Below are 15,631 nucleotides of genomic sequence, written 5' to 3'. Positions count from 1 at the left end.
TCGGCCTTGCGAGTAACCCGGCCGAGACAGGCTAGGACTCACCGGTTAATCCGGCGTTAACCGTTCGGGCAGCATGGCCGATTCAGCCCGGTGCCCGTATACGCAAAACAACGCATTGCCTAAGGTGCTGCGGCTCACCGCGCTGCCATGCTCTTCCTGAGCTGCGCAAATTGCTTCTTCAGCCGCGGTACGGCGAAGTCGGTGAAGGCACGTACCTTGGGCACCGAGAGCCTGCCCTGCGGGCAGATCAAATGCGCAGGCATCTCCGGATCCTCATCACCGGCCAGGACGATCTCGAGCTCGCCGCGCGCGACCTGCTCCGCCACCTGATAGGAATACATCCGCGCCACCCCGCGCCCGGCCACGGCCGAGGCCACCGCCGCATAGGTGCTGTTGACGAGGAGGCGCGGAGTAAACTGCACCGTCCGGACCGCCGACGAGCCGGCCTGCGGCACGAAGGTCCAGGAGTTCGGAAGATGCGCCATTGCCACGATCTGATGCTTGGCAAGATCGCCGGGCTCGGTGATGCGCGGGTGCTGCTTGAGATAGCGCGGCGCCGCCACGACGACGCGGTTGATCTCGCCGACCCGCATCGCCACCATCGCTGAATCCGCGAGAGGCCCGATGCGGAGCGCGACATCGACGCCTTCCTCGATCAGGTTGACCGCACGGTCGAACAGCAGGAGCTTTGCCGACACCGTCGGAAAGGCATCGAGAAACGCATCGAGGATCGGCCGCAGCACCATCTCGCCGGACACCACAGGGGCGGTGATCGTGAGCAGGCCGCGCGGCGCCGTGCGCGGTCCGGCGGCAATGTCGTCGGCCTCCTCCAGCTCCGCGAGCACGCGGCGGCAGATCGCGAGATAGCGCTCGCCCTCCTCGCTCAGCTTGATCGCTCGCGTCGTCCGGTGCAGCAGCTCGGCACCGACCCGCTCTTCCAGGAAGGCGATGGCGCGGCTGACCGCTGCCGGTGAGCGGCCAAGCTTGCGCCCCGCGGCCGCGAGGCTTCCCTCGTCCACCGCGAGGACGAACACATTCATCGCATCCAGACGGTCCATGCCTTCCCGCCGTCCCATCAAATTCCGGTGACAAGCTAGGCGTTCATCCCCGCCACGACAACCGCCAAGCGCCGGTCCGGCATTCGTTCGCGCCACGTAACAGTGTCTGCCGGACAACGTGTATTCGCAGCCGGGCCGCCTGGGCGTACCTCACCTGGCAAGCCAGCTGCTGCTGGCCCAGGTTCTGAAAGCCAACAACAGGAGCCCGTCATGGGTATCGAACAGAAGGTCGCCATCATCACCGGTGCATCGCAGGGCATCGGCGCCGCCCTGGTCCAGGGTTTTCGTAATCGCAACTATCGCGTCGTCGCAACGGCGCGCTCCATCAAACCGTCGGGCGACGACGATGTTCTCGCCGTACCCGGCGATATCTCGGATCGCGCCACCGCCGCGCGCGTGGTCTCACAGGCCGTTGCCCGCTTCGGCCGGGTCGACACGCTGGTCAACAATGCCGGCATCTTCGTCGCAAAGCCGTTCACGCAGTACACGGCCGAAGACTATGCGGCGGTGATGGGGACCAATGTCGCGGGCTTCTTCAACATCACGCAGCTCGCCATCGCCGAGATGGAGAAGCAGGGTTCTGGCCACGTCGTCCAGATCACCACCACTCTGGTCGAGCAGGCGAACTCGAACGTGCCCTCGGTGCTGGCCTCGCTGAGCAAGGGCGGACTGAGCGCCGCGACCAGATCGCTCGCAATCGAATATGCCAAGCGCGGCATCCGCGTCAACGCGGTGTCCCTCGGCATCATCAAGTCGCCGATGCATCCGGTCGAGACGCATGCCCAGCTCAGCGCGCTGCACCCGGTCGGCCATATGGGCGAGATGTCCGACATCGTCGATGCCGTGCTCTATCTCGAGGGTGCCTCCTTCGTCACCGGCGAGATCCTGCACGTCGACGGCGGCCAGAGCGCCGGCCACTGAGTCGAGGAGAAACACGATGCCCATCGTCACCATTCAGGTGACCCGCGAGGGAACGACGCCGGGGGCGGCGTCGCTCACCGCGGAGGAAAAGGCCGCACTGATCAAGGGATCAAGCCAGCTCCTGCTCGACGTCCTCGGCAAACCGCTCGATTCCACCTTCGTGGTGATCGAGGAAGTCGACCCGGACAATTGGGGCTGGGGCGGCCTGCCCGTCCCGGAATTCCGGCGCCGCCGAGCCGCCCAGACCTGATGATCCGCGCGCCCTCGCGCGCAGGAGGATGAGATGACCAACGCAGATACGAAGCAACGCATCGAGACCCGGCTGCACCCGCAGCCGGGATCAGACTCGCGGTCAACTTCACAAAGAACCTGGCGATATGCCGTGGCGGGATTGTCCGCATCGCTGGTTGGCCTTGGCCTCGCGCGCTTTTCCTATACCCCGCTGATCCCGGCCCTGATCGCGGCAAAATGGTTCAGCGCATCCGACGTGGTCTATCTCGGTGCGGCGAACCTTGCCGGCTATCTCGCCGGTGCGCTCGCGGCGCGGGCTGCAGCTTCGCGCGTCGGCGCGGTCCCTGCGCTGCGCGCGATGATGCTGCTGGCGACCCTCTCCTTCTTCGCCAGCTCGACCCCGATATCGTTCAGCTGGTTCTTCGCCTGGCGCTTTCTCTCAGGTCTCACCGGCGGCATCATCATGGTGCTGGCGGCTTCCGTCATTCTGCCGCACACCTCGCCCGCGCGGCGCGGCATCGTCGGCGGCGTGATCTTTGCCGGCGTCGGGCTTGGCGTCGCAGCATCGGGCACGTTGGTGCCACTCTTGCTGCAACAGGGCCTGCAGCAGAGCTGGTATGGCCTCGGCGCGCTCTCGGCCGTCCTCACGCTCGCGAGCTGGTGGAACTGGCCTGCTGACGCCAAGGGCCATGCCGCTCCTTCGCATCCGACGAAGCCCCATCGAGCCTCGCCCGCCGCTCGTGCGTTGCTGGTCCAGTACGGTCTCAACGCGGTCGCCTTGGTACCGCCCATGGTCTTCATCGTCGATTTCGTCGCGCGCGGCCTTGGCCAAGGAATTGCCGCGGGATCGTACTACTGGGTGCTGTACGGCCTCGGCGCGATCGTCGGTCCGCTCGTCACCGGCCATCTCGGTGACCGGTCCGGGTTTGGACCGGCATTGCGCGCTGCCTTCCTGATCGAGGCGGCCGCTGTGCTGCTGCCGACCGTCAGCACGGCATCGGTTTCGCTGATCGTATCGAGTGTTGTGGTCGGCGGCTTCACGCCGGGGATCGTGCCACTGGTGCTCGGGCGCATCCACGAGCTGGTGCCGCATTCGGCCGAACAGCAGCGCGTGACATGGAGTCACGCCACTACGAGCTTTGCGCTGTTCCAGGCGGCAGCGGCCTACGGCTTCTCGTGGATCTTTGCGCAGACCGGCGGCGACTATCTGGTTCTGTTCGGACTCGGCGGCGCGGCCGCAGTGCTGGCACTCGCGATCGATCTTGCCCTCGCGCTCAACAAGCGCAAGGCATAGAAGCAGCCGGCGGCGTGATCAGGAATATTGCATCACGCCGTCGTCGATCCGGCCGAAGCGCAGGGAGACGATGTCGAGGGCGTAGTTCTGGTACAGCCGCCACGGCTGCTTCGAGCCCTGCTTCGGCATCTTTGCGACCGAACGCTGTACATAGCCCGAGGTGAAATCGAGCGACGGCTGCGCGGTGATTTCCGGGTCGTCATTGTGCGGCATGCACTGGCGGAAATTGTGCCGGTCCATGTAGTTGATGAGACGGCAGACATATTCACAGGTGAGGTCGCATTTCAGCGTCCACGACGCGTTGGTGTAGCCGAACGCCGACGCCATGTTCGGCACGTCGGCATACATCATGCCCTTGTAGGTCAGCGTGTTGGCGAAATCGACGGCGCGGCCGTCGACGCTCACCTCGAGTCCGCCGACGACCTGGAGTACCAGTCCGGTCGCGGTCACGATGATGTCGGCGGCGAGCTCGCTGCCATCCTTCAGGCGGATGCCGTCACGGGTGAAGGTCTCGATCTCACTGGTGACGACCGAAGCGCGCTGCTCACGGATCGCCTTGAACAAATCGCCATCCGGCACGAGGCAGAGCCGCTGATCCCAGGGATTGTAGCGCGGCGTGAAATGGGTCGCGACGTCGTAGTCGGGGCCGAGCGCCATCTGGACGCCCTTGAGGACCAGCTCCTTGACCTTCGCAGGCCGGCGCCGGCTGAGCTGGAAGAAGAACATCCCCCACATCACGTTGCGCCAGCGGATCAGATGATAGGCGAGCCGCGCCGGCAGGTTGCGGCGAAGCTTGTTGGCGACGGGATCCAGCGCCGGACGCGACACCACGTAGGTCGGCGAGCGCTGCAGCATGGTGACCTGCGCCGCCTTCTTGGCAAGCTCGGGCACCAGCGTCACCGCGGTCGCGCCCGAGCCGATCACGACGACACGCTTGCCCGCATAGTCGATGTCGTCGGTCCATTTCTGCGGATGCACGATGCGGCCGGCGAAATCCGCCACGCCCTTGAACTCCGGCGTATAGCCCGCCTCGTATTTGTAATAGCCCGAGCACATGAACAGGAAATTGCAGGTGAGACGCACGAGCTCGGTCGCACCCTCGCCTGTCGTGCGCTCGGCCTCGACAGTCCAGCGTGCGTCCGGCGTCGACCACGCGGCGCGCTTGACGCGATGACGGTAGCGGATGCGCTTGTCGATACCGTTCTCGGTGGCTGTCTCGCGCACGTAGTTCAGGATCTGCGGCCCATCGGCGATCGCCTTGGGATCGGTCCACGGCTTGAAGGAGTAGCCGAGCGTGAACATGTCGCTGTCGGAGCGGATGCCGGGATAGCGGAACAGGTCCCAGGTCCCGCCGATGCAGTCGCGCCCCTCGAGGATGACATAGCTTTTGCTCGGGCACTTACTCTGAAGATGATAGCCCGCGCCGATGCCGGACAGGCCGGCACCGACGATCAGGACGTCGAAATGTTCTTTGGTTTCCATTGTGGCGTTCTCCCTCCACAGAGGATGGGCGGCGCCGGGCCGAATTGCAACCGTCAGGTGATGGTCGCGGCGTAGACACAGGCGGTGTCGAAGTACTCATGAAATTCGACCGCCTTGCCGTCCTTGAAGCGCCAGAAATCGACCTTCGGTGTCTCAGCGACCTTTCCGGTCTTCTTGTTGGTCCACGCGCATTTGCCGCGCACGACGACGGCGTCACCCTCCGCGACGTACTCGTTCATCGTGTAGTACTGCATGCTCCAGTCGGCCAACAGGCCGTCGAAATAGCCACGTAGCTCGCTGCGATCGTCATAGCTCTTGGCGAAGGGTACCGCCGGAGCTCCGCGCGGGATCGAATCAAACTTGATCTGCGGGCCGATGACATTGTCGAACCAATGGTCGACGCTTTGACCCTTGCTGTCGCTCCACCGGCGATAGGCTTCCTTCAACAATTGAACGTTGGCTTCGCTGGACATCGCATTCCCTCCATATGCATTTTGACAATGAAAGTGGGAAAGGCGGCCGCCCGCTCCAGAAGTGGCAGGCTTGTTTTGGCTCTACCTGGAAGCGTAACACAGAGAATGGCGACAAAAAAAGCCCCGGATCGCTCCGGGGCTTTTCTGTCGCAACTGAAGGCGATCTCAGTACCGATAATGATCCGACTTGAACGGGCCTTCCTGCTTCACGCCGATATAGTCGGCCTGGTCCTTGCGCAGCTCGGTGAGCTTGACGCCGATCTTGGCAAGATGCAGCCGGGCCACCTTCTCGTCCAGCGACTTCGGCAGCACGTAGACTTCCTTCTTGTACTTGCCGTCCTTGTTGTTGGCGAACAGCTCGATCTGCGCCAGCGTCTGGTTGGTGAAGGAGGCCGACATCACGAAGGACGGATGACCCATCGCGTTGCCGAGGTTCACGAGGCGGCCCTCCGACAGCATGATGATGCGGTGCTTGTCGGGGAACTCGATCTCGTCGACCTGCGGCTTGATGTTGGTCCACTTCAGGTTACGCAGACCCGCGATCTGGATCTCGTTGTCGAAGTGGCCGATGTTGCAGACGATGGCGCGATCCTTCATCGCGCGCATGTGCTCGATGGTGATGATGTCCTTGTTGCCGGTCGCGGTGACGAAGATGTCGGCGCGCGGTGCGGCGTCTTCCATCGTCACGACCTCGTAGCCCTCCATCGCCGCCTGCAGCGCGCAGATCGGATCGATTTCGGAGACCATGACGCGGCAGCCGGCCTGGCGCAGCGAAGCCGCCGACCCCTTGCCGACGTCGCCGAAGCCGGCGACCATCGCGACCTTGCCCGACATCATCACGTCGGTGCCGCGGCGGATGCCGTCGACCAGCGATTCACGGCAGCCATAGAGATTGTCGAACTTCGACTTGGTGACGCTGTCATTGACGTTGATGGCGGGCCACAGCAGCGTGCCGGCCTTCTGCATGTCATAGAGACGATGCACGCCCGTGGTGGTCTCTTCGGAAACGCCCTTGATGCTCTTGGCGATCGCGGCGAAGTAGCCCTTCGGCTTTTCCTTGAGCTGCTTCTTGAGCAGCGCGAAGAACACTTCCTCTTCTTCCGAGCCGGGCTTGTCCAGGAACGCCGCGTCGCCGTTCTCGGCACGCAGACCGAGATGGACGTACATGGTGGCATCGCCGCCGTCGTCGAGGATCATGTTCGGATGACCGCCGCCGTGCCAGTCGAACAGCTTGGCGGTGTAGTCCCAGTACTCGGTCAGCGTCTCGCCCTTGACGGCGAAGACGGGAATGCCGGCGGCCGCGATCGCAGCTGCAGCGTGATCCTGCGTCGAATAGATGTTGCAGGAGACCCAGCGGATGTCGGCGCCGAGCGCTGCCAGCGTCTCGATCAGCACCCCGGTCTGGATCGTCATGTGGAGCGAGCCGGCGATGCGCGCGCCCTTCAGCGGCTGCTTCGGGCCGTACTCCTCGCGGGTGGCCATCAGGCCGGGCATCTCGGTCTCGGCGAGCGAGAGCTCCTTGCGGCCGAAATCGGCGAGCGAAATGTCCTTGACGATGTAATCGGTGAAGCCGGGCTTCGCGTTCATAGCGGAGATCCTGTTGTTGAATTGGTCATTCCGGGGCTCCCCAGACAGGCGAGCCCGGAATCTCGACATGATGGATAAGGATTCCGGGAACGCTCGCTCGCGCGAGCGCCCCGGAATGACACGAACAAACTAGAGCGAGCGCTTGAGCGGCTCGACCAGATCGGTCTTCTCCCAGGAGAAGCCGCCCTCGTTGTCGGGGGTGCGGCCGAAATGACCATAGGCCGAGGTGCGCGCGTAGATCGGGCGGTTGAGGTCGAGATGGCTGCGGATGCCGCGGGGCGTCAGATCCATCGCCTGCGCCGCCGCCTTCTCGAGCTGGTCCTCCGACACCTTACCGGTGCCGTGGGTGTCGATGTAGATCGACAGCGGACGCGCCACGCCGATGGCGTAAGCGAGCTGGAGCGTGCAGCGGTCGGCAAGACCAGCGGCGACGATGTTCTTGGCGACGTAGCGCGCGGCGTACGCCGCCGAACGGTCGACCTTGGTCGGATCCTTGCCGGAGAACGCGCCGCCGCCGTGCGGCGCCGCACCACCATAGGTGTCGACGATGATCTTGCGGCCGGTCAGGCCGGTGTCGCCGTCGGGACCGCCGATGTAGAACTTGCCGGTCGGATTGATGTGCCAGATCGTCTTCGGCGTGATCCAGTCCTTCGGCAGCGCCTCGCGCACATAGGGCTCGACGATGTCGCGGATCTGCTTGGACGAGATGTCCTCGACCAGATGCTGGTGCGACACCACGATCTCGCGCACGCCGACCGGCTTGCCGTTCTCGTACTGCACGGTGACCTGGCTCTTGGAGTCCGGACCCAGCACCTTCTCGCGGCCGGAGTGGCGCGCTTCCGAGATGAGGCGCAGAATCTTGTGGGCGTAGAAGATCGGCGCCGGCATCAGGTCGGGCGTCTCGTTGGTGGCGTAGCCGAACATGATGCCCTGGTCGCCCGCGCCCTCTTCCTTGACCTCGCCCGGCTGAAGCGCATCGACGCCCTGCGCGATGTCGGCCGACTGGGGATGCAGCAGGATCTCGATGTCGGCGGTCTTCCAATGGAAGCCTTCCTGCTCGTAGCCGATGTCCTTGATCGCGGCGCGCACGACGCCTTCGATCTGTTCGTTGGTGACGGACTTCGGGCCGCGGGTCTCGCCCGCGATCACCACCTTGTTGGTGGTCGCAAGCGTCTCGCAGGCGGCGCGAATATCCCAGGGATCGATGCCGGCTTTCGGCCCTTCGCGATAGAACAGATCGACGATTTCATCGGAGATCCGGTCACAAACCTTGTCGGGATGCCCCTCGGACACGGACTCGCTGGTGAAGAGATAGGACGCGCGCATCAGTAACCCCTTGTTCCGCCTAAGCCGGCGGGCGTTTGCGATGTTTAGCCTTGGATTGTGTCAATCACGCCGTCGCGAGATGACGTAGGATTCGTCGAGAAACCAGAGCCCGTTGTACTTTCGCAGCACGTCCCTGGCGGCATCCAGAGCGCGGCCGTTTTGAGTCATATCTGCCAACCGGTCGTCCTCAATCTGGGCGACATAGACCGCCGCATTCCACGCTGCAAAGGCCGTCGAAGTTCCGATCGTGCCGGTGACCTCGTTGGGCAGAGCCTCCATATCATACCTGAAGATCGAGCGGTTGTCCGCGTAAACATTAAAATTCAGGTCGCGTCCCAACGATCCGAGTTCGTATTTCACGGCGCGCAATAGCTCATGGCGGCTCACCGCGAAAGGATTTTCTCCGGGCCAGATTGCCTGGATCATTTCCATGCCCGGATCCTGGCCATGGGAGTGAATTCCGATGAGCCGGCCACCCGGCCGCAACGCCCGCGCCAGAGGTGCAATGATCCGCTTTGCCCTGAAATTGACCGAGGACAACGCGCGATAGGGCTGGGATGCGATGACGAGGTCGAAATTGGCCTCGGCTTGGCCCGGCCGTGGAATGGTCGAATCCAGCAGGAACCGCTGGTCCTCGCGGTAGAGCACCAGCACGACCGGCCGCTCGTACAGCGGCATGCCCGTACGCGGGCTGATGGCCGCGCGCCAGTTCTGCTCCAGAAACGGCTTCAGCTCGGCAATCTGCGTCTCGAAGTCGCCCGATGAGGCTCCCCTGAGCGGCACATCGTGCCACACGGTGGCGGCTGCGGCCGCAGGTGAGTTCGGCGTCAGCCAGGGCGCTTCCGCATAGTGCATATTGGTGAAGACGAACACCGAGGCCGGATGCTCGAACAGCCGGTCCGGGACCTTGTCCAGCGTGAGCCGGACATCTTCCAGGCTGAGTTCCTTGCCGGCGACGTAGAATGGCATGTGAGGAAAGCGCTGATGCATCGAGCGCAGCACGCGCGCGAGCACCGAGCCGTCGCCGACGCCGGCGTCGAACACACGCAACGCCGGCGGCCGAGGATGGATGCTGGCGAGTTCGAGCGCCACGCGTTCCGCGACCACCCGCTTCTCGCTGCAGGTGTGGACGAACAACAGGTATTTCTGCCGGTTCTCGAAGAAGCGGAAATTGCTGCGCGGATCGCGCTTTTCCGGCGGCACCTGAAGCCCCCGCGGCGGCGGCAGGCCGCCGGTCGATGCGGCGATGTAGGCCTGGATCCGCTCCAGCGTATCGACCGTGATGCGCTTTCCCTCGCGCAGCCGATGCACCAGCTTCCCATCGTTCACCGCGCGCCGGCCAAACGTCGACTCAGCCATGTCCGCCCCGCGGCAGAACTCGGTGATTTGGCTGAGGATTTCGTCGTTTTTCATCAGTGGGAATTCGGTGGGCAGAGGCGTTGGGCCCCGCCATTTAGCAAACTCTGCCCACTGATGGAATACCCTCGGCTTGCTTTACCCCAGCTCCGATGACGGGAGCGTGAACCCCGGCGCGCCGCCGGACAACAAACAAGCGCCTCTCCTCCTACGGGATAACTGCAATGCGTCGCCTGCTCCTCGCGCTCTGCCTGCTCGCCGCAACCATGTGGTCGGCACCCGCTGTTGCGCAGGCGCGCAGCCAGCTCGGCCCGCTCTGCACCACCGACACCACACCGGCGGACCAGATGATCGACGCCTGCAGCAAGATCGTCGCGCTGAAGGTGTTCAAAGGTGAGCAACTCGCGACGATCCATTTCTGGCGCGCGGTCGGCTGGAACAAGAAAGGCGACTATTCGAAAGCCATCGCTGACGCCACCGAGGCGATCCGTCTCCGGCCGAGCCAGGCGGCTTACAACCTCAGGGGATCGGCCTATTACGACAAGGGCGAGTACGAGATCGCGATCGCCGATTTCGACGATGCATTGAAGCTCGGACCTCCGAGCGGCACCATCTTCCACAACCGCGGCAACGCCTGGCGCGGCAAGGGCGACTTCACCAGAGCGATCGCCGACTACGATGCCGCGATCAAGCTGGAGCCGAACTCGGCGTTCTCGTTTCAGAACCGCGGCATTGCCATGGAGGCGCTCGGCGATCTCGACGGGGCTCTGGCCGACATCAACCAGGCGATCCGGCTCGACCCGACACTGCCGCAGCCGCTGATCAACCGCACCGCGATCTGGCGCATCCGCGGCGATCTCGATCGCGCCATCGCCGATGGCAGCGAGGCGATCCGGCTTGCGAAGGAAAGGCCCCCCGTCAACATCATGACGCCGCCGAACAGCGTGTTGATTTCCGGCTACATCCACCGCGCGCTGGCCTATGAGACGAAGGGTGACTACGCGCATGCGCGCGATGACTACAAGGCGACGCTGGCGATCGCGGCGTCCGATGCCGGCAGCAAAGCCAACCAGGCCACCGCAAAGGTGCGGCTGTCGCTGGTGACGGAGGCGCCTGCCCCGATCCCGCGCGATGCGCCGTCACCAACGACGCAGCCGCCTCAACAGCAGACCGGCATGGCGCCATCACCCTCACCTGCCTCGGGGATGCCTGGCAAGCGCATGGCGCTGGTGATCGGCAACGGCGCCTATGCGCATGTGAAGGCGCTGCCCAATCCGGCCAACGACGCGCGCGCCGTCGCCAGGAGCTTGCGCGATATCGGCTTCACGGTCTCGGAGGGCATCGATCTCGACCGCGCGTCCATGCAGAAGGTGACGCGCGACTTCCTGCGCGAGGCGGCACGGGCGCAGGTCGCGGTTGTCTACTATGCGGGTCACGGCGTGCAGGTCGACGGCCGCAACTATCTCATTCCGGTCGATGTCGAGCTGAAGGCCGGCAGCAGCATGACTGAAACGATGCTCGACATGGATACCATCATGGCCGGCCTAGACGACCAGGTTCGTACCAACATTCTGATCTTCGATGCATGCCGCAACAATCCGATGGCGCAGCAGGTAGCAAGCGCCGGCGGCAATCGCGCCATCGAGGTCGCCTCGGGCCTCGCAGCGCCAACCAGCCTGGGTGCGGGTGCGACGTTGGGTGCAGGCACGCTGATCGCCTTCGCCACCGCGCCGGGCCAGGTCGCGCTCGACGGTGAAGGCGCCAACTCGCCGTTCTCCGCCGCCCTCTCCCGCCATCTCGGCACGCCCGGACTTGAAGTGCAGCAGATGCTCACGCGGGTGCGGGCCGAGGTAGTCTCGGGCACGAAGAGCAAGCAGGTGCCGTGGTCGAACTCGTCGCTGCTGGGCGAGGTCTATCTGGCGGCAAAGTGAGGATTGAGGGCGCCATCAAAGGTCAGCAGCGCGGCGCTGCTATCCATACACTCGGTGTCATCGCCCGGCCTTAACCGGGCGATCCAGTACGCCGAGACGTCGACGATTCACCGAGAAGCTGCGGCCTACTGCATTCCCCGCTTTCGCGGGGAATGACAGCAGCCACGTTGCAAACTCAGTTGCCCCACACTTCCTTCGCGATCTCGACCGCGAGGCTGAGCTTGGCCCACTGCTCTTCCTCGGAGAGGACGTTGCCCTCTTCGGTCGACGCAAAGCCGCATTGCGGCGACAGCGCGAGCTGCTCCAGCGGCGCGAACTTGGCGGCTTCCTCGAGGCGGCGCTTGATGTCATCCTTTTTCTCGAGCTCGCCGAACTTCGAGGTGATGACACCGACCACGACGATCTTGTTGCCCTTTGGCAGGAAGCGCAGCGGCTCGAAGCCGCCAGCGCGGTCGCTGTCGTATTCGAGGAAATAGCCGTCGTAATTGGTGCCGGCGAGCATGGTCTCGGCCACGGGTTCGTAGCCGCCCGAAGAAATCCAGGTCGAACGGAAATTGCCGCGGCAGACATGCGTCGTCACCACCATGTCAGCAGGCTTCTCGGCCAGAGCGTAGTTGATGACGCGCGCATAGATCTGCTGGAGGCCGTCCGGATTGTCGCCGCGCTCGCGCGCCTTCTGCAACTCGTCGGTCGAACAGAGATAGGCCCAGACGGTGTCGTCGAACTGAAGATAGCGGCAGCCGGCGTCGTAGAACGCCTTGACGGCCTTGCGGTAGGTTTTGCCCAGATCCTCGTAGAAGGCGTCGAGATCGGGATAGACGTCCTTGGAAATCGCCTTGCGGCCGCCGCGGAAGTGCAACACCGCCGGCGAGGGGATCGTCATCTTGGCGGTGACGTGGGCCTGGTCCGCGCACTTCTTCAGGAAGCGGAAGTGATCGAGCATCGGATGGTCGTCGGGGAAGTCGAGCTTACCGATCACACGCACTGCGTCATGACGGGTCTGCACGCCCGCGAACTGGATGCCGGAATCGGGGTGGAACAGCTCGCAACCTGTGAGCTTGGCCAGAAAGTCGAAATGCCACCAGGAGCGGCGGAATTCGCCGTCGGTCGCAAGCTTCAGGCCGACCGAAGCCTGCTTGTGAACGACCTTCTCGATCTCCATGTCCTCGATCTTGCGCAGATCGTCGGCCGAGATCTCGCCCTTCTCCAACCTGGCGCGGGCCTCCTTGATCTTGGCGGGGCGCAGGAGGCTGCCGACCTCGTCGGCGCGGAAGGGGGCTCTGGTTCGCTGCATTTCTTGTTTCTCCCGAAATTTCAGTCGGCGCAGGTTGTATTCCCTTTCCCCGCTTGCGGGGAGAGGGTTGGGGTGAGGGGGAGTCTCCGCGGGAACGGTGACAGTTTGGACTCGTGGAGAGTCCCCCTCACCCGATTGCATCTTTGATGCAATCCGGCCTCTCCCCGCAAGCGGGGAGAGGCGAAGATTAGTGGGCCGCCGCCCCTGCGACACCGAGGTGGCGCTCCAGGACCGACGGGTCGGCCTTCAGCGCGGCGCTCGGGGCATCGTGGACGATCGTTCCGCGCTCCAATATCACAACACGGTCGGCGAGCCCCAGAATCTTTTGGGCATTCTGCTCGACGATGATGGAGCAGATGCCCCCTGCCCGGGTGATCGCGCCGATCGCCTTCAGAAGCTCCTCGACGATGATGGGGGCCAGGCCCTCGGTCGGCTCGTCCAGCAGCAGGACCTTCGGGTTGAGGGTCAGCGCGCGGCCGATCGCCAGCATCTGCTGCTCGCCGCCGGATAGCTGGTTGCCGAAATTGCTCCGCCGCTCCTTCAGCCGCGGGAACATCTCGTAGACCTTCTCGACCGTCCAGGGACCGGGCTGCGCGACCGCGGTCATGTTCTCTTCCACCGTGAGCGAGCGGAAGATATTGCGCTCCTGCGGCACCCAGCCGATACCGGCGCGGGCGCGCTGGTCGGGTCGCAAGGTGGTGACGTCGATGCCGGCGAGCACGACGGTACCGGAGAAGCGACGGGTGACGCCGACGATGGAGTTGATCAGCGTGGTCTTGCCGGTGCCGTTGCGTCCCAGCAGCGCCAGCACCTGCCCTTCGGCGAGGCGCAGCGACATGTTGGGTAGCACCACCGCCTCGCCGTAGCCGGCACGAAGCGAGTCGAGCACGAGCAGGTCAGACATTAACCACCTCCTCGCCGAGGTAGACGGCCTTGACCTGCGGATCGCGCGCGACCTGGTCCGGCGGACCTTCCGTAAGCAGCCCACCCGAGACCAGCACCGAGATGCGGTCGGCGAACGAGAAGACGAGATCCATGTCGTGCTCAATCAGCAGCACCGTGACGTCGCGCGGCAGACTGCCTACGACGGCGAGAATGTCGTGGCGCTCGCTCTCGGGCACGCCGGCCGCGGGCTCGTCGAGCAAAAGCACGCGCGGCTTGGCCGCGATCGCGACCGCGATCTCGAGCAGGCGCTGCTTGCCGTAAGGCAGCGTCACGGTCTCCTCGTTCATGACGTCGAGCAGATGGAAGCGCGTCAGGAGGTCGGCGATCTCGCCATTGACGTCGCCGCGCGTGCCCATCCGCCGCCACCAGTCGCCGCCATGGCCGAGGCGCTCGGAGACGGCAAGGCCGATGGTCTCCAGCGGGGTGAGGTCGGGATAGAGCTGGTTGATCTGGAAGGTGCGCGACAGGCCGCGCAGAACGCGCTTGTGCACGGGCAGATCCGTGATGTCCTGGCCTTCGAGCAGGATACGGCCGGAATTCGGCTTGAGCACACCGGTGAGCTGATTGATGACCGTGGTCTTGCCGGCGCCGTTCGGGCCGATCAGCGCGTGGCGGGCGCCCTGCTCGATCTTCAAGGAGAGATCGCGGGTGACGCGGAGGCCGCCGAACTGCTTTTCGAGATTCCTGGTTTCGAGCGCGATGGTCATGCGTCGCGCTCCGGCAGTGCGACGTCAGCCTTGCGCCCGGCAAACTGCCTGATTATCAGGTTAGGCACGTACAGCACCCAGCGATGCAGGCGCTGACGGCCGACCAGCACGATCACGACCAGCACGAGGCCGATCCAGAACTGCCAGTATTGCGGGGTGATCGTGGAGAACAATTCCTGGAGCATGCGGAAGATCACCGCGCCGATCAGCCCGCCATAGAGATAGCCGGTGCCGCCGATGACGAGCACCAGCATGAGGTCGGCCGAGCGCTCGAAGGCGAACACGTCTAGCGAGGCGATCGCGGTGGTCTGGGTGAACAACGCCCCCGCGATGCCGGCATAGAACGCCGCGAGCGTGTAGATCGCGATCAGGCGGCGATTGACTGGAATGCCGATTGCGGCGGCGCGCAGCGGATTGTTCTTGATCGCGCGCAGCGACAGGCCGAACGGCGAGTGCACGACGCGGCGCGCGAACAGGAACAGCACGAACAGCACGGCCAACGAATAGAAGAAGCCGGTCTTGCCGAACATGTCGAACGGAAGCTGGCCGAAGATCGGCTGCATCTCGATGCCTTGCAGCCCGTCGGTGCCGCCGGTGATCTTGGAGAAGCGCTCCGCGAGTGCCTCCAGCAGCAGCGCGATGCCGAGCGTCACCATCAGGCGGGTCAGGTCGACGCCGCGGATCACCAGGAAGCTGGTGGCGAAGCCGAGCACCATCGCGGCAAGGCCTGCGACGACCAGCGCGATCACGGGCTCGTTGATGATGCCGTGAAGCGCGAGCAGCCCCGCGGCATAGGCGCCGACGCCGAAAAAGGCGGCATGGCCAAGCGAGACGATGCCGGCATAGCCGAGGATCAGATCGAGCGACATCGCGAACAGCGCCAGCCGCACGATGTCCGTCATGATCAGATAGCGAGTGGGAAACAGGAAGCCGCAGGCCAGCACGACGACCCAGAAGGCTGCCTCGCCGTAGTGCCAGCGCGCATGGCGCTGAGCGTGATAGCCGACGTCGGACGAAGCGCTCATC

General features: G+C 64.4%; 14 protein-coding genes. 4 read left to right on the top strand and 10 right to left on the bottom strand.

The genetic code is table 11. The annotated features are described in order from the left end of the window. Nucleotides 1-134 precede the first annotated feature (134 nt). Entirely contained in the window at nt 135-1,058 is a 924-nt protein-coding gene (locus FNV92_RS11615) for a LysR family transcriptional regulator (RefSeq protein ID WP_143840867.1), read from the bottom strand. Nucleotides 1,059-1,268: 210 nt separating this feature from the next. Between FNV92_RS11615 and FNV92_RS11610 the strand changes: the two genes are divergently transcribed. From FNV92_RS11610 to FNV92_RS11600, 3 genes are read left to right on the top strand one after another with little or no spacing between them, the layout of a single operon-like run. Continuing rightward, nucleotides 1,269-1,979, top strand: a complete 711-nt coding sequence (locus tag FNV92_RS11610; RefSeq protein ID WP_143840868.1) for an SDR family NAD(P)-dependent oxidoreductase — start codon at nt 1,269-1,271, stop codon at nt 1,977-1,979. 16 nt (nt 1,980-1,995) lie between these two features. Next, entirely contained in the window at nt 1,996-2,229 is a 234-nt protein-coding gene (locus tag FNV92_RS11605) for a tautomerase family protein (protein ID WP_168213255.1), read from the top strand. Between the two features lie 33 nt (nt 2,230-2,262). Continuing rightward, on the top strand, nt 2,263-3,504 hold the full coding sequence (locus FNV92_RS11600; RefSeq protein WP_143840870.1) for a YbfB/YjiJ family MFS transporter: 1,242 nt from the start codon (nt 2,263-2,265) through the stop codon (nt 3,502-3,504). 18 nt (nt 3,505-3,522) lie between these two features. Here FNV92_RS11600 and FNV92_RS11595 read toward each other — a convergent pair whose 3' ends face one another. From FNV92_RS11595 to FNV92_RS11575, 5 genes are all read right to left on the bottom strand, one after another. Beyond that, a complete protein-coding gene (locus tag FNV92_RS11595) occupies nt 3,523-4,986 on the bottom strand; it encodes a flavin-containing monooxygenase (RefSeq protein WP_143840871.1) in 1,464 nt (487 codons plus the stop codon). 53 nt (nt 4,987-5,039) lie between these two features. Next, entirely contained in the window at nt 5,040-5,459 is a 420-nt protein-coding gene (locus tag FNV92_RS11590; protein WP_015684843.1) for a nuclear transport factor 2 family protein, read from the bottom strand. 165 nt (nt 5,460-5,624) lie between these two features. Then, on the bottom strand, nt 5,625-7,046 hold the full coding sequence (gene ahcY / locus FNV92_RS11585) for an adenosylhomocysteinase (protein ID WP_143840872.1): 1,422 nt from the start codon (nt 7,044-7,046) through the stop codon (nt 5,625-5,627). A gap of 129 nt (nt 7,047-7,175) precedes the next feature. Beyond that, the gene (metK, locus tag FNV92_RS11580) at nt 7,176-8,372 is read right to left on the bottom strand and encodes a methionine adenosyltransferase (RefSeq protein WP_143840873.1); all 1,197 of its coding nucleotides are present in this window, start codon (nt 8,370-8,372) and stop codon (nt 7,176-7,178) included. 60 nt (nt 8,373-8,432) lie between these two features. Then, nucleotides 8,433-9,785 carry a hypothetical protein gene (locus FNV92_RS11575; protein WP_015684840.1) on the bottom strand — a complete coding sequence of 451 codons (1,353 nt, stop codon included), beginning with the start codon at nt 9,783-9,785 and terminating at the stop codon, nt 8,433-8,435. Between the two features lie 167 nt (nt 9,786-9,952). On the opposite strand from FNV92_RS11575, the gene FNV92_RS11570 reads away from it, so the two are divergent. After that, nucleotides 9,953-11,659: a caspase family protein gene (locus FNV92_RS11570; protein WP_143840874.1), complete on the top strand. Its 1,707-nt coding sequence runs from the start codon at nt 9,953-9,955 to the stop codon at nt 11,657-11,659. Between the two features lie 175 nt (nt 11,660-11,834). Here the strand turns inward: FNV92_RS11570 and FNV92_RS11565 are convergent, their stop codons facing one another. From FNV92_RS11565 to FNV92_RS11550, 4 genes are all read right to left on the bottom strand, one after another. Beyond that, nucleotides 11,835-12,953 carry a cobalamin-independent methionine synthase II family protein gene (locus FNV92_RS11565; protein ID WP_143840875.1) on the bottom strand — a complete coding sequence of 373 codons (1,119 nt, stop codon included), beginning with the start codon at nt 12,951-12,953 and terminating at the stop codon, nt 11,835-11,837. Between the two features lie 187 nt (nt 12,954-13,140). After that, complete coding sequence (locus FNV92_RS11560; RefSeq protein WP_143840876.1) at nt 13,141-13,857, bottom strand: ABC transporter ATP-binding protein; 717 nt, start codon at nt 13,855-13,857, stop codon at nt 13,141-13,143. Then, complete coding sequence (locus tag FNV92_RS11555; RefSeq protein ID WP_015684836.1) at nt 13,850-14,605, bottom strand: ABC transporter ATP-binding protein; 756 nt, start codon at nt 14,603-14,605, stop codon at nt 13,850-13,852. Before FNV92_RS11555 ends, FNV92_RS11560 begins: the two co-directional genes overlap by 8 nt. After that, complete coding sequence (locus FNV92_RS11550; protein ID WP_143840877.1) at nt 14,602-15,630, bottom strand: branched-chain amino acid ABC transporter permease; 1,029 nt, start codon at nt 15,628-15,630, stop codon at nt 14,602-14,604. Before FNV92_RS11550 ends, FNV92_RS11555 begins: the two co-directional genes overlap by 4 nt. Between the last annotated feature and the right edge of the window lies 1 nt (nt 15,631).

Origin of the sequence: Bradyrhizobium cosmicum (genome assembly GCF_007290395.2) — a bacterium.
GTDB classification, from domain to species: domain Bacteria; phylum Pseudomonadota; class Alphaproteobacteria; order Rhizobiales; family Xanthobacteraceae; genus Bradyrhizobium; species Bradyrhizobium cosmicum.
The sequence above is the reverse complement of the archived record's forward strand: the minus strand, read 5'-3'. Positions and strand labels throughout refer to the sequence as shown.

What these genes read in the sequence shown, in the direction of transcription:
- FNV92_RS11615 (WP_143840867.1), bottom strand. Translation starts at nt 1,058, where the DNA reads ATGGACCGTCTGGATGCGATGAATGTGTTCGTCCTCGCGGTGGACGAG.
- FNV92_RS11610 (WP_143840868.1), top strand. Translation starts at nt 1,269, where the DNA reads ATGGGTATCGAACAGAAGGTCGCCATCATCACCGGTGCATCGCAGGGC.
- FNV92_RS11605 (WP_168213255.1), top strand. Translation starts at nt 1,996, where the DNA reads ATGCCCATCGTCACCATTCAGGTGACCCGCGAGGGAACGACGCCGGGG.
- FNV92_RS11600 (WP_143840870.1), top strand. Translation starts at nt 2,263, where the DNA reads ATGACCAACGCAGATACGAAGCAACGCATCGAGACCCGGCTGCACCCG.
- FNV92_RS11595 (WP_143840871.1), bottom strand. Translation starts at nt 4,986, where the DNA reads ATGGAAACCAAAGAACATTTCGACGTCCTGATCGTCGGTGCCGGCCTG.
- FNV92_RS11590 (WP_015684843.1), bottom strand. Translation starts at nt 5,459, where the DNA reads ATGTCCAGCGAAGCCAACGTTCAATTGTTGAAGGAAGCCTATCGCCGG.
- ahcY (WP_143840872.1), bottom strand. Translation starts at nt 7,046, where the DNA reads ATGAACGCGAAGCCCGGCTTCACCGATTACATCGTCAAGGACATTTCG.
- metK (WP_143840873.1), bottom strand. Translation starts at nt 8,372, where the DNA reads ATGCGCGCGTCCTATCTCTTCACCAGCGAGTCCGTGTCCGAGGGGCAT.
- FNV92_RS11575 (WP_015684840.1), bottom strand. Translation starts at nt 9,785, where the DNA reads ATGAAAAACGACGAAATCCTCAGCCAAATCACCGAGTTCTGCCGCGGG.
- FNV92_RS11570 (WP_143840874.1), top strand. Translation starts at nt 9,953, where the DNA reads ATGCGTCGCCTGCTCCTCGCGCTCTGCCTGCTCGCCGCAACCATGTGG.
- FNV92_RS11565 (WP_143840875.1), bottom strand. Translation starts at nt 12,953, where the DNA reads ATGCAGCGAACCAGAGCCCCCTTCCGCGCCGACGAGGTCGGCAGCCTC.
- FNV92_RS11560 (WP_143840876.1), bottom strand. Translation starts at nt 13,857, where the DNA reads ATGTCTGACCTGCTCGTGCTCGACTCGCTTCGTGCCGGCTACGGCGAG.
- FNV92_RS11555 (WP_015684836.1), bottom strand. Translation starts at nt 14,605, where the DNA reads ATGACCATCGCGCTCGAAACCAGGAATCTCGAAAAGCAGTTCGGCGGC.
- FNV92_RS11550 (WP_143840877.1), bottom strand. Translation starts at nt 15,630, where the DNA reads ATGAGCGCTTCGTCCGACGTCGGCTATCACGCTCAGCGCCATGCGCGC.